Genomic DNA, 15,786 nt, shown 5'->3' with positions numbered 1-15,786 from the left:
TAGTGTATTAAATATAATTTAAATATATTTAATATTATTATAAACTAATATATATATTTTTTTCAATAGAAGAATAAAAATAAAACATATATTTTTGTATTTTAACTCCTAACTTTAATGATAATCATTCTTTTTAATAATAAATATCGATAAGAAAAATATAATATTTTAGTTGATGCTAAATTTAATAATCTTTTTTTCTATTTAAGTGCTTTAGTTCTTCACATTTCATACAATTTATGATACAATATAATGGAGAAAGTTTTGGAGGAAATGAGTTGAGTAGAGAAAAGATATATGTAAAAAACCATTATAGATATGATGCTATTTTCATTTTTTCTATTTTGGCAATGTCTATCGGATTGCTTTTTGACAGTCCTAAAGAAATTTTTGATGGATATATTAATATTTTAACATCTCCAAGTCATTTGTTGACTGACTATATGGCAGTTGGTGGAATTGGAGCAACATTTTTTAATGCTGGTTTACTAATGTTACTTGCATCTTTTGTGTTGTGGAGAAGACAACAATTGTTAACAGGCCCTATTATAGCTGCACTTTTTACACTATTTGGGTTTTCTCTTTTTGGAAAAAATTTATTTAATACAATACCAATAACATTTGGTGTTTATCTTTATTCTAAGATTGAAGGAGTAAAATTCAATACACTTACTATGAACAGTCTGTTTGGTACAGCACTTGGACCTGTTGTTAGTTATATATGTTTTGGAATAGGACTTCCTTTTACTGAGGGATTTATTATTTCTTATGCAGTCGGGATTTTTATAGGAATGCTTATTCCGGCATTATCTTCATCGTTTCTACGCTTTCATCAAGGATATAGTTTATATAACATAGGTTTTACATGTGGAGTTATTGGGCTATTTATCCAAGGTGTTTTTAAATCTTTCTCGCTAGAAGTTACGAATTCTAAGATTATAAGTGATGGAAATATTAAAATTGCAATTATAATGTATGTATTTTTCTTTATAGTTTTCGGATTAGGATTTTATCTAAATGGATTTAGTTTTAAAAATTTAGGAAATTTATTGAAAAATAGTGGTAGGGCACCATCAGATTTTGGGAATATTTATGGTAGAGGTGTTAGTATGATAAATATGGCAGCTCTAGGAATTTTATATACAACATATGTTATAATAATGAAGCAGCCTTTAAATGGTCCAGTTCTTGGTGGAATTTTCACTATTTTCGGTTTTGGAATTTTTGGTAAGCATTTAAAAAATGTATTTCCTATTTTAGTAGGTACATTGATTGCATACTTTTTAAATATTTACGATCCAAAAAGTGTTTCTGCTACAGTTACGATTTTATTTGCTACAAACTTAGCTCCTGTTGCAGGAGAATATGGTTTCATTGCAGGAATATTTGCAGGATTTTGCCATGTTTCCATCGTTTCAAGTGTTGGACTTTTACATGGAGGATTAAATCTTTATAACAATGGATTTTCAGGTGGTTTTGTTGCTGCAACATTAGTACCAATTTTTGAATCAATCAGAAATTCAAGATTTTTTGATAAAAATGAGGAGGAATAATTTTGAATACTATTAAAAATGAAGAAAATAGCGCAAAATTGATAGTTAGTGGACTTGTGCATTATTATTTTAGTAAAAGAGTTCAAGATTTAAAAATAGATTTTAAAATAGAAAAAAATTCCTTAAGGGTTATAGCTGAAGGGAATGTTAAAATAAAGCCAAAAGATTTAGAAGAATTAAATAGAATTTCAAATTCTGTAAGACTTCCAGAATTTGAAAATTACTATGATACTTTGATTGGATTTGGAAGTAATGCTAGTGATGTTTCAAACATAGATGCATTAGGATCTATGGTAGATGAGGCAATAGTTTCTTACTCTGAAGATGGTCTTTTGACTATATATTTAGTTAGAAATTTCTAAGCCTTTAATATTTGGAGAATCGTACATATTAGTTTATTGTAGGTGCTCAATGGGTATTACTACAATTATGCTAAATAAAACAACTATAAGGAGTAACATATATGAAAATATTAGAGGTTAAAGATCTTCATGTTAATGTTGGAGATAAAGAAATTTTAAAAGGTATTAATTTAGATATCTTTGAAGGAAAAGTTCATGTTATCATGGGACCTAACGGAGCAGGAAAATCTACGCTAACTAATTCTATTATGGCACATCCTAAATATGAAGTAACAAGTGGAGATATACTTTTTAAGGGTGAAAATATTAATGAATTAAGAGCTGATGAAAGAGCTAAACTTGGATTATTTATGTCTTTCCAAAATCCAGAAGAAGTAGCAGGAGTTACTGTTTCTAATTTTATTAGAGCTTCTAGAATGTCAATAACAGGAGAAAAAGAAAGTGTTGTTGAATTCCAAAGAGAGCTTGAAGAAAAAATGGAAAGTTTAACTATGGATAAATCTTATTCTCAAAGATATCTAAATGTTGGTTTTTCTGGTGGAGAAAAGAAAAAGACAGAAATTTTACAAATGGTTATGTTAAATCCATCGCTTGTAATGTTAGATGAAACAGACTCTGGTCTTGATATTGATGCTGTTAGAATAGTTTCTGAAAATGTTGAAAAGTTTAGAAATGAAAATAAGTCAATTCTAATTATTACTCATCACAGAGCTATTTTATCAAGAATTAAGCCAGATTATGTTCATGTTTTATATAATGGTAAAATTGTTAAAACATCAGACGCTTCTTTAATAGACAAGATTGAAAAAGAAGGTTATTCTTGGGTTGAACAAGAGGTGTAATTATGACATCAGAAAGAAAAAAAACACAAGTAGAAGAAATGGATAGAGGTGTCTATGATATTAAAAACGAGGTAAGATACTATTCAAAAACTGAAAAAGGATTAACTCGTGATATTGTAGTACAAATTTCTAAGGAGAAAAACGAACCGGATTGGATGTTAGAATTAAGATTAAAAGCTTTAGAAGTTTTTGAAAATTCTAAAAATCCAAATTGGGGACCAGATTTATCTCCAGTTGATATAAATGAAATTACAACATATATTCGTCCAGATGCAAAAATGAGTGGAGATTGGAATGAGCTACCTGATGATATTAAGGGAACTTTCGACGCACTTGGTATTCCGGAAGCAGAATATAAAAGAGAACTTTCAGGAGTTGGAGCTCAATACGACAGTGAAGTTGTTTATCACAGCTTAACTGAAAAAATGAAAGATCAAGGAGTAATATACACTGATTTTGAAACTGCTGTAAGAGAATATCCTGAAATTATAAAAGAATATTTTATGACTTGTATAAAACCAGAAGACCATAGATATGCTGCATTACACTATGCAGTTTGGAGTGGTGGTTCATTTGTATATGTTCCAAAAGGAGTAAAAGTTAGTATTCCTTTACAATCATATTTTAGACTTAATGCTCCAGGAGCAGGACAATTTGAACATACTTTGATTATAATTGAAGAAGGAGCTTATTGTCATTTTATCGAAGGTTGTTCAGCGCCAAAATATAATGTTTTAAACGTTCATGCCGGAGCTGTAGAACTTTTTGTAAAGAAAAATGCGACTTTAAGATATTCTACAATTGAAAACTGGTCAAGAAATATGTATAACTTAAATACAAAGAGAGCTATTGTTGATGAAAATGGAACTATTGAATGGGTTTCAGGTTCATTCGGCTCAAAGGTAAGTTTACTATATCCTATGAGTGTATTGAGAGGAGAAGGAGCTAAGAGTGAATTCACAGGAATAACTTTTGCAGGTAATGATCAGTATTTGGATACAGGAGCTAAAGTAATTCACGCAGCGCCTAGAACAAGCTCATCAATAAATTCAAAATCTATATCAAAGGGTAATGGAGTTGCTATTTACAGAGGACTAGTAAGCGTTAAACCAAATTGTCCAGGTTGTAAATCAACTGTAACTTGTGAATCCTTGATGTTAGATCAAGAATCTCAATCAGATACAATTCCGGTAATAGATATTCAAACATCAGATATCGACTTAGGACATGAAGCAAAAATTGGTAGAATTGACGATGATGTAATTTTCTATCTAATGAGTCGTGGTATTTCTGAAGAGGAAGCTAAGGCTATGATTGTTAGAGGTTTTGCTGAACCTATAGCAAAAGAACTACCTTTAGAATATGCTGTTGAAATGAATGCGTTGATTAATCTAGAACTTGAAGGAACTATTGGTTAGGGGGTGTCTGTATGAGAGGAAATTTTATACCATGTAATACATGGAATTCAACAAGAGTTAATAATACAGAAGTGCTATTACCTAATTTAAGTCCAAAAGAATATTCATTAGTACAAAGCGAAAATAAGAATCTTGATTTTTCTTATGAAAAATTTTCATTTTCAAATGAATTAACTGAAACTTTAAAAGCATTTACTAATCTTTCATTGGATTTTGTTTCAACTAAAGAAAATTCTTTAAATAAAGTTGTTTCTTTAGAGTTAAATGAAGAAAATAATCAATTAGTTGATATTATAAAAATAAAAGCTGAAGAAAATTCAACTTTGAACTTAGCATTAGACTACTTCTCAAAAGAAGATGTAAAAGGCTTTAGACATACGATTATTGAAGTTGAGGCTGAAGAAAATAGTAATGTTAAAATTTTTCTTTCTCAAAGATTTTCTTTAGATATTTTGAGTATTCAAAGTGTTTATTATAAAGTTAAGAAAAATGCGAATGTTGAATTTATTCAAGTTGATTTAGGAAGTAAAGAAAATTATTTATCATACATTGGAGAGCTTGTTGAAAAAGAAGCAAATGTAAGTGTAAATTCAATTTACTTTGGAAAAAATGATCAAAAATTAGATTTTAATTATGTTGCAAATCAAATTGGATATGCTACAAATTATGATTTATCCATAAAAGGCGCTTTAGCTGACAAAGCTCAAAAGACTTGTAGAGCAACTATAGACTTTAAACGTGGCTCATCTACATCAAAGGGATCTGAACAAGAATATGTAACATTACTTTCTGACGATATTAGAAATGTTGCAGTTCCAATTTTACTTTGTACAGAAGATGATGTTGAAGGACTTCATGCTGCAAGTGCAGGAAAAATTGATGAGGATATATTATTCTACATTATGAGTCGTGGTTTCAGTGAAACAGAAGCAAAAAGATTGATATTAGAATCAAAATTTGCTGAAATAATTGACTTGATAGAAAATGAAGAAATAAGAAAGAGAGTTTATACAACTTTATCCAAAAAACTTTCGGAGGTATAATATGACTAAAACTGTTCTTGATATTAGAAAAGATTTTCCATATTTGAATGAAGAAAAAGTCGGGAAAAAAGTTATATATTTAGACAATGCAGCAACAAGCCAAAAACCACAAGCTGTTGTTGACGCTATAACAAATTATTATTCTTATCAAAATGGAAGTCCACATAGAGGTAGTCATTACCTTAGTATGTCTGCGACTGAAATTTATGAGGGAACAAGAAAAAAAGTTAAAAGTTTTCTTAATGCAAAGAGAACTACTGAAATAATTTTTACAAAAAATGCAAGTGAGGCACTTAATTTAGTAGCCTATTGTTATCTTAATAAATTAGAAAAAGATGATGAAATAATGCTTAGCATAATGGAACATCATAGTAATTTGTGTACTTGGCAATTCTTAAAAGAAAAAACTGGTGCTAAACTTAATTATATTTATCTTGATGACAATTACCAATTAGATATGAAATCTTTTGAAGAAAAAATTTCTGATAAAGTAAAATTAGTTTGTATAACTGCTGCATCAAATGTTGTAGCTACAATGCCTGACATCAAAAAGATTATTGAAATTGCACATAAAAATGGAGCAAAAGTTTTAGTTGATGCATCCCAAATTGTTGCGCATAAAAAGTTAGATGTTCAAGAATTGGATGTTGATTTCTTAGTATTTTCAGGACATAAAATGCTTAGTGCAATGGGCGTTGGTGTACTTTATGGAAAATTTGATCTTTTAAAAGAAATGGATCCTTTCCTTTATGGGGGAGATATGATTGAATATGTTTATGAAGATTATTCAACATATCTTTTACCAGCTGGTCGTTTTGAAGCAGGAACACAAAATGTTGGAGCTGTTGCTTCACTTGGAGCTGCTATTGACTATCTAGAAGAATTAGGATTTGACTATATAGAAAAATTAGAAAAAGAGCTTATGGATTTTGCTTTTGAAGAAATGAAAAAGATAGATTTTGTAAAGACTTATACTACAACTGAAGAAAACAGATGTCCAGTAATAGCTTTTAATGTAGAAGATGCACATCCACATGATGTATCTTCAATACTTGATAGTTTTGGAATTGCAATAAGAAGTGGACATCATTGTGCAGAGCCGTTGCATAGATATTTAAAAGAAAATGCAACTTGTAGAGTAAGTTTTTCTTTCTATAACACAAAAGAAGAAGTAGAATATTTCATTGAAAAATTAAAAGAAGTAAGGAGAATATTACATCTTGGACATTAGAGAAATTTATACTGAGATAATAACAGAAGAAAGTAGAAATACAAAAAATAAAAGATATTTAAATCATCCAACACATGAAGAAAAAGGTCATAATCCAAGTTGTGGCGATGAAATTACATTACAACTAGATATTGAAGACGGTATAATAAAAGATGCCTCTTATGTTGGAGTAGGTTGTGCAATCTCTCAAGCTTCAACATCACTTATGATTGATTTAGTAAAAGGTAAAACTTTAGAAGAAGCAAAAGAACTTTGTGAAACATTTTTATCTATGATTACTGAAGGACTTGAAGGTGATGAACTTAAAAAACTTAAGGATGCTATAGCTCTACAAAATATTTCTACAATGCCTGCAAGAGTTAAATGTGCAGTTCTTGCTTGGCATACATTAAAAAATATAATCGAAGCTAATTAAATAAGGTCGTAGCTCTTTTGAGTTGCGACTTTTTGTTTAGGAGGGTACATGAGAATTTTTTTCATATTATATTTACTTTTGGGTGGTTTGTTATATAACTATAAATTATTGATTTCTATAATTTTTATAATGAATTTAATATCTTTTACAATATTTTATATTGATAAAAGAAAAGCTATAGAAGGCAAGAATAGAATTTCAGAGAATAGCTTATTGTTATCAGCTTTTTTGTTCGGCTCTATCGGAGCTTTTTTATCCATGCAAATATTTAGACATAAAACTAAAAAACTAAAATTTAAAGTTTTAGTTCCGATATTTTTTGTCGTGAAAGTATTGATTTTATATTATTTATATAAATATGTAACCTAGTGTTGACTTTGTTAAATTAAAGGAATATAATTTAGTTATAAGAATTATAAAAGTATTTAATCTAATAATATTTTAAATCATAAGGAATGGAGGTCTTTATATGTCTAATTCAGAAATAATAATTTTAGCTTTAATATCGGTACAATGTTGTGCAATAGCATTTTCAATCTATAGTGTGGAAAAAGCAATTAAGAAAAGCAAAGAAGAAACCCTGATTAAAATAGATGAATTAAATAATACAATAAAAGAACTGGAGTCAAAGTTAGAAAAGAAATAAAAATATTTAAAGGAAGTAATAAAATTACTTCCTTTTTTAGTAAAAAAATTCCACTAAAAAGTGGAATTAATTTTAAAAATTAAATGTTAGAATTTATCTTTAAATATATCTTTAAATATATCGTATAAATTAAGGGCTATTGCTATTGCCATACAAGTAATTGTAACAGTAGAAAGATTTTTGAAATCAACTATAAATAAAAACACTAATGAAGTGGTTACTAAATAATTCATCCATTTTTTTCTCATAACTGCCTCCAAGTTATTTAAATTACTATTAAAATTATTAAATTACCAAAAAGAATTATCCTTTTGCTTTTTTAATTTAAAAAATTTTTTTAGATTAAATGGTAATAAAATGATGCTAACAATAAATAAAATTATATTTAAAAAAGGTACTAGATTAATTAAAGTAAATAAATCAGATTGACCTTTTCCTTTTAATGAAGAATCAAGTATGTTTTTTTCTTTATCCATTATAAGCACCTCCAAAACTATATTAGTCAAATAAATATTTACACTACTATTATAACATATTAAAAAAACAAGTCAAGACTTATATTTTTTTATGTAAGATATAATACCAAAAATAGTTATGAAGTTATGCTTTTAAAAAGTATAAAAGATTTAATAAAATTGTATATTTAAAATATTTTTTTAAAATATGTAAATTTATTATAAAAAAGCCAAAAAATTCAAAAAAAGGCTTTACATTTTACAGAAAATCTGTTAAAATTTAAAGATAATAATGTAATAGTGGGATAATATGTATTTTTATCTTTTTTTAATTTTTCAAAGGGGTGAAGCTTTATGACACATACTGAAAAGTATGGAATCACAGAAAGGGTTAGTTATTCAAAAATTCAAAATGTTTTGGATCTTCCAAACTTAATTGCCATTCAAACTGATAGTTATGATTGGTTTATTAAGCAAGGAATAAGAGATGTTTTTGACGATATTAGTCCAATTAGGGACTATTCCGAAGCTATGAAGCTGGAATTTTTAAATTATCGTTTAGAAAATGCTCCAAAGTATACAGAACAAGAATGTAAGGATAGGGATATGAACTATTCTACACTTCTAAAAGTTGATGTTCGTTTAACTAACAATAATACTGGTGAAGTTAAAGAACAAGAAGTGTTTATGGGAGAAATTCCATTGATGACTGACAACGGGACTTTTATTATTAATGGGGCTGAAAGAGTTATTGTAAGTCAGCTTGTTAGAAGTCCAGGTGTTTATTACGGAGAAGAAATTGACAAGTCAGGTAATAAGTTATTTTCTTCAACAGTAATTCCAAACAGAGGTGCTTGGTTAGAATATGATACCGACACAAACGGAATTGTCAGTGTTCGTATTGACAGAACAAGAAAATTGCCTATAACAACTATGATAAGGGCATTGTTATATGAAACAAATGAAGAAATGGTTGAAAATTTCGGAGATATTAAAGAACTTCATACTACTTTGGAAAAAGATGTAACAAAGAGTTATCAAGAAGCTATTCTTGAAATTTATAGAAAATTAAAACCAGGAGATCCAGCTACTGTTGAAAGTGGGGAAAGTTTATTACACAATTTACTTTTTGACCCTAGAAGATATGATCTTGCAAAAGTTGGCAGATATAAATTCAATAAAAAATTAGCTTTAAGAAATAGATTATTTGGAACAATTTTAGCTGAAGATATTTTCAAAACTGATAAATTCGGTGAAATGGAAAAAATTGCAAGTGTTGGAGATTATATAACTGAAGAACTTGCTGAAAAAATTGAAAATGCAGGATATAAGAGAGTTCATGTAAAAGTAGAAGACAAAGAAATTATCGTAACAGGTAACCACTTTGTTGATATTAGTGCGTTTGAATTGGGATTTGATATTTCATGTAATGGACTTTCAGAAAAAATTTATTATCCGGTTATGATGGAAATTTTAGAAGCTGCGTCAGAATATGAAGGCGAAGAATATGAAACACAAGTAAAGAGAGCTGTTAGAAATAGAGTTAAAGAGCTTTCTCCTACTCATATTATTCGTGATGATATCGAAGCTACTGTAAGTTATGAATTCAACTTATTCTATGGTCTTGGAATTTGTGATGACATTGACCATTTAGGAAATAGAAGAGTTAGAGCCGTTGGAGAACTTTTACAAAATCAATTTAGAATTGGTTTATCAAGAATGGAAAGAGTTGTTAGAGAAAGAATGTCAACTCAAGATCCAGATCTTGCTACGCCACAAGGACTTATCAATATAAGACCTCTTGTTGCGTCTTTAAAAGAATTCTTTGGTTCTTCACAATTATCACAATTTATGGATCAAAACAATCCACTTGCAGAACTTACTCATAAGAGAAGATTATCAGCATTAGGACCTGGTGGTCTTAGTAGAGATAGAGCAGGATATGAAGTAAGAGACGTTCATGAAAGTCACTACGGAAGAATTTGTCCGATAGAAACTCCAGAAGGTCCAAACATCGGTCTTATTACATCTCTTACAACTTATGCAAGAGTTGATGAATATGGATTTATTGAAACTCCATATCGTGTTGTAAATAATGGAATTGCTACAAAAGATATTGTTTATTTAACAGCTGATGAAGAAGATGAAGTTATTATTGCTCAAGCCAATGAACCACTTGATGAAAACGGACGTTTTGTAAACGAAAGAGTTAGTGGTCGTGGTATTAATGGAGAAAATGATATTTATCCAAGAGATTCAATTCAACTTATGGACGTTTCTCCACAACAAATTGTATCAGTTGGTACAGCAATGATTCCTTTCCTTGAAAATGACGATGCTACTCGTGCATTGATGGGTTCAAACATGCAAAGACAAGCAGTGCCTCTACTTGTTACTGAAGCTCCTATCGTAGGAACTGGTATTGAACATAAGGCAGCAAAAGATAGTGGTGTTGTTATTCTTGCTAAACAATCAGGAATTGTTACTAAAGTTGATAGTGATGAAATTCATATTAAAAGAGATTTAGATAATGTAGTTGATAAATATAGATTACTTAAATTTAAACGTTCAAACCAAGGAACAACAATTAACCAAAGACCAATTGTTAATGTAAATGACAGAGTTAATGCTGGAGATATTATTGCAGATGGTCCTTCAACAGAAAATGGTGAAATTGCGCTTGGTAAGAATATTTTAATGGCATTTATGAACTGGGAAGGCTATAACTACGAAGATGCTATGTTGTTGAACGAACAATTAGTTATAGATGATGTTTTAACTTCACTACACATTGAAGAACATGAATGTGAAGCCAGAGAAATCAAATTAGGTTCTGAAGAAATCACAAGAGATGTTATAAACATCGGTGAAGATATGAGAAAGAACTTAGACGAAAATGGTATCATTAGAATTGGTGCTGAAGTTAATTCAGGAGATATCTTAGTTGGAAAAGTATCACCTAAGGGAGAAACTGAACTAAGCGCTGAAGAAAGACTTTTAAGAGCTATTTTTGGTGAAAAAGCTAGAGAAGTTAGAGATACTTCTTTAAGAGTTCCTCATGGAGAAACTGGTATAGTTGTTGATGTTAAATGTTATAGCAGAAAAAACGGAGATGAATTACCACCAGGAGTAAATGAAGTGGTTAGAGTTTATGTAGCCACTAAGAGAAAGATTAACGTTGGGGATAAAATGTGTGGTAGACATGGTAACAAAGGGGTTATTTCAAGAATAATGCCTCAAGAAGATATGCCATTTTTACCAGACGGAACTCCTTTACAAATCGTTCTTAATCCATTAGGGGTACCTTCTCGTATGAATATTGGACAGGTACTTGAAGTTCACTTAGGACTTGCAGCAAAAAGACTTGGTTGGAAGGTTGCAACTCCTGTATTTGATGGAGCAAGTGATGTTGATGTACTTGATGCATTAAAACTTGCTGGTTGTCCTGAATCTGGAAAAATTAGACTTAGAGACGGAAGAACAGGGGAAGAATTTGACAATCCTGTAACTGTTGGTTATATGTATATGTTAAAACTTCACCATTTAGTAGATGAAAAAATTCATGCTAGATCTATTGGACCTTATTCTTTAGTTACACAACAACCACTTGGTGGTAAAGCGCAATTTGGTGGACAAAGATTTGGGGAAATGGAAGTTTGGGCTTTAGAAGCATATGGTGCAAGTCATACTTTACAAGAAATGTTAACTGTTAAGAGTGACGATATTGTAGGTAGAGTTAAGACTTATGAATCAATTGTTAAGGGTGTAAATATTCCTGAACCAGGTATTCCAGAATCATTCAAAGTTCTTATGAAAGAATTACAATCTTTATGCTTGGATGTTAAGTTGATTGATGAAGACGGAGAAGAAATTAAGCTTAAAGAAAACTCTGATGAAATCAAAGCACAACTTGTTTTAAATGAAGAATATGCTAATGATGAAGAAGAGGAAGAATTTAATTTTGATTCATTCTACGATCAATCAGGAAGTAATGAAGAAGAATTTGATGGTTTTGATCTTAGCTTTTTAGAAGATAAAGATGAAAAAGAAAAAAATAGTTCAAAAAATGTAGATAAGGACAAATTATTTATAGAGGAAGATATTGATCAATAACATAGAGGAAGGGAGTGGACTCCTTGTTGGAATTAAATAATTTTGATGCAATGAAAATTGGCTTAGCTTCACCAGATAAAATTAGAAGTTGGTCAAGAGGAGAGGTTAAAAAACCAGAAACCATTAATTATAGAACACTAAAACCGGAAAAAGATGGTCTTTTCTGTGAAAAGATATTTGGACCGGTTAAAGACTGGGAATGTAATTGTGGTAAATATAAAAGAATAAAATACAAGGGAAATGTATGTGAAAAATGTGGAGTTGAAATCACTAAGTCTAAAGTTAGACGTGAAAGAATGGGACATATAGAACTTGTTGCTCCAGTTTCTCATATTTGGTATTTCAAAGGAATACCTTCAAGAATGGGACTTATTTTAGACATGAGTCCAAGAGCCCTTGAAAAAATATTATATTTTGCAAATTATGTTGTTTTAGATGCAAAAGATACTGACCTTTATGTTAAACAATTACTAACTGAAGGTGAATATGAAGAAGCTTGTGAAAAATTCGGTTCAGAAAACTTTAGAGTTGGAATGGGAGCTGAAGCTATTAAGGAGCTTCTAGAAAACATCGACTTAGATGAACTTTCAGAAGAATTGAAAAAAGGCCTAGTTGATGCAACTGGTCAAAAGAAGATTAGACTTTCAAGAAGACTTGAAGTTTGTGAAGCTTTTAGAAAATCAGGAAATAGACCTGAATGGATGATAATTGATGTAGTACCAGTTATTCCACCAGATTTAAGACCAATGGTTCAACTTGAAGGTGGAAGATTTGCAACTTCAGACTTAAACGATCTATATAGACGTGTTATCAACAGAAACAACAGATTAAAAAAACTTATAGAAATTCATGCTCCAGAAATCATTATGAGAAATGAAAAGAGAATGTTACAAGAAGCAGTTGATACATTAATAGATAATGGTAGACATGGAAAGGCTGTAACAGGAGCAGGAAATAGAGAGCTTAAATCTTTATCAGATATGTTAAAGGGTAAAACAGGAAGATTTAGACAAAACTTACTTGGAAAGCGTGTTGACTATTCAGGACGTTCCGTAATCGTAGTTGGTCCAGATTTAAAATTCCACCAATGTGGACTTCCAAAGAAAATGGCTCTAGAATTATTTAAACCATTTATTATGAAACAATTAGTAGAAGATGGAATTGTTCATAATATTAAAAGCGCGAAGAAATATGTTGAAAGATTAAATTCAAATGTTTGGGATATTTTAGATAAAGTTATCAAAGATCATCCGGTACTACTTAATAGAGCACCGACTCTTCATAGACTTGGTATTCAAGCATTTGAACCAGTTTTAGTAGAAGGAAAAGCTATTAAATTACACCCATTAGTTTGTACTGCATATAATGCTGACTTTGACGGTGACCAAATGGCTGTCCATTTACCACTATCAACAGAAGCTCAAGCTGAAGCAAGACTTTTGATGCTTTCAACAAATAATATCTTAGCACCAAAAGATGGTAAACCTATTACAACTCCTACACAGGATATGGTATTAGGTTCATACTATTTAACTAGTGGAAATGTAGAAGAACAAGCTGTTCGTTCATTCATGGATTATGATGAAATGTTTAAAGCATATTCTACAAATAATGTTAAAATTCACGACACTGTTAATGTCCTTTATAGAGATGAAGAAACTGGAGAAAGCCAAATTGTTAAATCAACAGTTGGTAGATTTATCTTCAATGAACATCTTCCTCAAGATTTAGGATTTGTTGACAGAAGTAAAGATAAATTCTCATTAGAAATTGATAGACTTGTAGATAAGAAAATGCTTGGTAAGATTGTAGATAAATGTTTTAGAAAACATGGAAATATAAAAACTGCTGAAGTGTTAGACTATATTAAATCTACAGGATATAAATATTCAACAGTGGGAGCTATTTCAATCTCAATGAATGACGTAATAGTTCCAGAAGAAAAATGGGAAATTCTTAAAGAAGCTGAACATAAGATTGCAGTTTATGAAGAATTATTTAGAGACGGTTTAGTTTCTGAACAAGAAAGATATGAATATGTAATCTCTGTTTGGACAAAAGCAACTGAAGATATTACAAAGATTCTTGTTGCAAAACAAGATCCGACAAATAGTATTTCAATCATGGCTGACTCAGGAGCCAGAGGTAATATTAACCAAATTAGACAGTTAGCTGGTATGCGTGGACTTATGAGTTCTGCAACTGGTAGAATCGTAGAAATTCCTATTAAAGCAAACTTTAGAGAAGGACTTTCTGTTCAAGAGTTCTTTATTTCAACTCACGGTTCTAGAAAAGGACTTTCAGATACGGCTCTTAGAACTGCTGACTCAGGATATTTAACAAGAAGACTTGTAGACGTTTCTCAAGATGTAATTGTTAGAGAAGATGATTGTTGTACAGATGAATATGTATTAGCAAAAGACTTTAAAGATGGAAATGCTATAGTTGAAAAACTTTCTGACAGAATAGTAGGTAGACATTCATTTGAAGATGTATTAAATCCAAATACTGGAGAAATACTAATTTACAAAAATGAAATGATTACTGAAGCTTTAGCAGAAAAAGTTGAAAAACTTGGAATTACAGAAATAAAAGTACGTTCAGTTTTAGGTTGTAAGTCAAAACATGGTGTTTGTGCAAAATGTTATGGACGTAACCTTGCAACAGGAAATCCAGTTAATATTGGTGAAGCAGTTGGTATTATTGCAGCTCAATCAATCGGAGAACCTGGTACACAGCTTACGATGAGAACATTCCACTCTGGTGGGGTTGCCGGCGTTGGAATCACACAAGGTCTTCCTCGTGTTGAAGAACTTTTCGAAGCAAGAAAACCTAAAGGGCTTGCTTATATTACTGAAATAGACGGTACTGTAAAATTAGTTGATAATAAGAAGAGATATGATATAGTTGTAACAGCTGATGACGGTGATGAAAGAATTTATGCTATTCCTTATGGAGCTAGAATAAAAGTTAAAGATGGTGAAGAAATCAAAGCAGGCGATATGCTTACTGAAGGTTCAATTAATCCACATGATATTTTAGCTATCAAAGGACCTACTGGTGTTCAAGAATACATCACGAAAGAAGTTCAAAAAGTTTACCGTAATCAAGGGGTAGACATTGATGATAGACATATTGAAATTATTATTAAACAAATGCTTTCAAAAGTTAAGATTGATACTTCAGGAGATACTAATTTATTAGAAGGAAGTTTAGTTCCTTTTAGAGAAGTAGAAGCTATTAACAAACAAATGTTAGAAGAAGATTTAAATCCAGCTACATTTGATAATGTTCTACTTGGTATCACTAAAGCATCTCTAGCTACTGAAAGTTTCTTATCAGCAGCATCATTCCAAGAAACAACTAGAGTTTTAACTGATGCTTCTATTAAGGGTAAAGCAGATGGATTACTTGGATTAAAAGAAAATGTAATCTTAGGTAAACTTATCCCAGCAGGTACAGGTATGAAAGTCTATAAATCTATTGAAATTGACTATGAAACAATGGAAGAAGAGGAAAGACTTGCTAGAGAAGCTGAACTTGAACATGCTGATTCTGAAGAAATAGATATATTTGATGAATCAAAAGAAGTAGAAGTTGAAGAAACAGAAACTACAGTTGAAGTTGAAGAAGCTGAAACTGAAGAAGTAGAAGAATAATATTTAGAGTCGGAAAATTTTCCGACTCTTTTTACGAAGAGAGGTAAAA

At 30.3% G+C, this 15,786-nt stretch carries 13 protein-coding genes; 11 read left to right on the top strand and 2 right to left on the bottom strand.

The genetic code is table 11. From position 1 onward, the window contains the following. Positions 1-239: 239 nt before the first annotated feature. The 9 genes from ACLGL0_RS02480 (at position 240) to ACLGL0_RS02440 (ending at position 7,510) form a co-directional block, all read left to right on the top strand. The gene (locus ACLGL0_RS02480) at positions 240-1,553 is read left to right on the top strand and encodes a DUF1576 domain-containing protein (protein ID WP_411013497.1); all 1,314 of its coding nucleotides are present in this window, start codon (positions 240-242) and stop codon (positions 1,551-1,553) included. Between the two features lie 2 nt (positions 1,554-1,555). Next, positions 1,556-1,915, top strand: coding sequence for a hypothetical protein (locus tag ACLGL0_RS02475; protein WP_411013496.1), 360 nt, complete (start codon positions 1,556-1,558; stop codon positions 1,913-1,915). Between the two features lie 101 nt (positions 1,916-2,016). Next, positions 2,017-2,757, top strand: coding sequence for a Fe-S cluster assembly ATPase SufC (sufC, locus tag ACLGL0_RS02470; protein WP_313961947.1), 741 nt, complete (start codon positions 2,017-2,019; stop codon positions 2,755-2,757). Positions 2,758-2,759: 2 nt separating this feature from the next. Continuing rightward, positions 2,760-4,175 (top strand): Fe-S cluster assembly protein SufB, encoded by a 1,416-nt coding sequence (sufB, locus tag ACLGL0_RS02465; protein WP_411013495.1) that lies wholly within the window; start codon positions 2,760-2,762, stop codon positions 4,173-4,175. 11 nt (positions 4,176-4,186) lie between these two features. Then, complete coding sequence (locus tag ACLGL0_RS02460; protein ID WP_411013494.1) at positions 4,187-5,218, top strand: SufB/SufD family protein; 1,032 nt, start codon at positions 4,187-4,189, stop codon at positions 5,216-5,218. A 1-nt stretch (position 5,219) separates the two neighbouring features. Next, positions 5,220-6,449: an aminotransferase class V-fold PLP-dependent enzyme gene (locus ACLGL0_RS02455; protein WP_411013493.1), complete on the top strand. Its 1,230-nt coding sequence runs from the start codon at positions 5,220-5,222 to the stop codon at positions 6,447-6,449. Beyond that, positions 6,439-6,864 carry a Fe-S cluster assembly sulfur transfer protein SufU gene (sufU, locus tag ACLGL0_RS02450; protein ID WP_411013492.1) on the top strand — a complete coding sequence of 142 codons (426 nt, stop codon included), beginning with the start codon at positions 6,439-6,441 and terminating at the stop codon, positions 6,862-6,864. Before ACLGL0_RS02455 ends, sufU begins: the two co-directional genes overlap by 11 nt. 48 nt (positions 6,865-6,912) lie before the next feature. Beyond that, entirely contained in the window at positions 6,913-7,233 is a 321-nt protein-coding gene (locus tag ACLGL0_RS02445; protein ID WP_411013491.1) for a DUF1294 domain-containing protein, read from the top strand. A 100-nt stretch (positions 7,234-7,333) separates the two neighbouring features. Next, positions 7,334-7,510: a hypothetical protein gene (locus ACLGL0_RS02440; protein WP_411013490.1), complete on the top strand. Its 177-nt coding sequence runs from the start codon at positions 7,334-7,336 to the stop codon at positions 7,508-7,510. A gap of 86 nt (positions 7,511-7,596) precedes the next feature. Here the strand turns inward: ACLGL0_RS02440 and ACLGL0_RS02435 are convergent, their stop codons facing one another. After that, positions 7,597-7,758: a hypothetical protein gene (locus ACLGL0_RS02435; RefSeq protein ID WP_411013489.1), complete on the bottom strand. Its 162-nt coding sequence runs from the start codon at positions 7,756-7,758 to the stop codon at positions 7,597-7,599. 42 nt (positions 7,759-7,800) lie between these two features. Beyond that, positions 7,801-7,986 (bottom strand): hypothetical protein, encoded by a 186-nt coding sequence (locus tag ACLGL0_RS02430; RefSeq protein WP_411013488.1) that lies wholly within the window; start codon positions 7,984-7,986, stop codon positions 7,801-7,803. 333 nt (positions 7,987-8,319) lie between these two features. On the opposite strand from ACLGL0_RS02430, the gene rpoB reads away from it, so the two are divergent. After that, complete coding sequence (gene rpoB, locus ACLGL0_RS02425; RefSeq protein ID WP_411013487.1) at positions 8,320-12,078, top strand: DNA-directed RNA polymerase subunit beta; 3,759 nt, start codon at positions 8,320-8,322, stop codon at positions 12,076-12,078. 23 nt (positions 12,079-12,101) lie between these two features. Then, entirely contained in the window at positions 12,102-15,737 is a 3,636-nt protein-coding gene (rpoC, locus tag ACLGL0_RS02420; protein ID WP_411013707.1) for a DNA-directed RNA polymerase subunit beta', read from the top strand. Positions 15,738-15,786 lie beyond the last annotated feature (49 nt).

It is taken from the genome of Parvimonas pharyngis (assembly GCF_046569675.1).
Lineage (GTDB): Bacteria > Bacillota > Clostridia > Tissierellales > Peptoniphilaceae > Parvimonas.
Note: the sequence above shows the minus strand (reverse complement) of the source record. Positions and strands in the feature narration are given on the sequence as shown.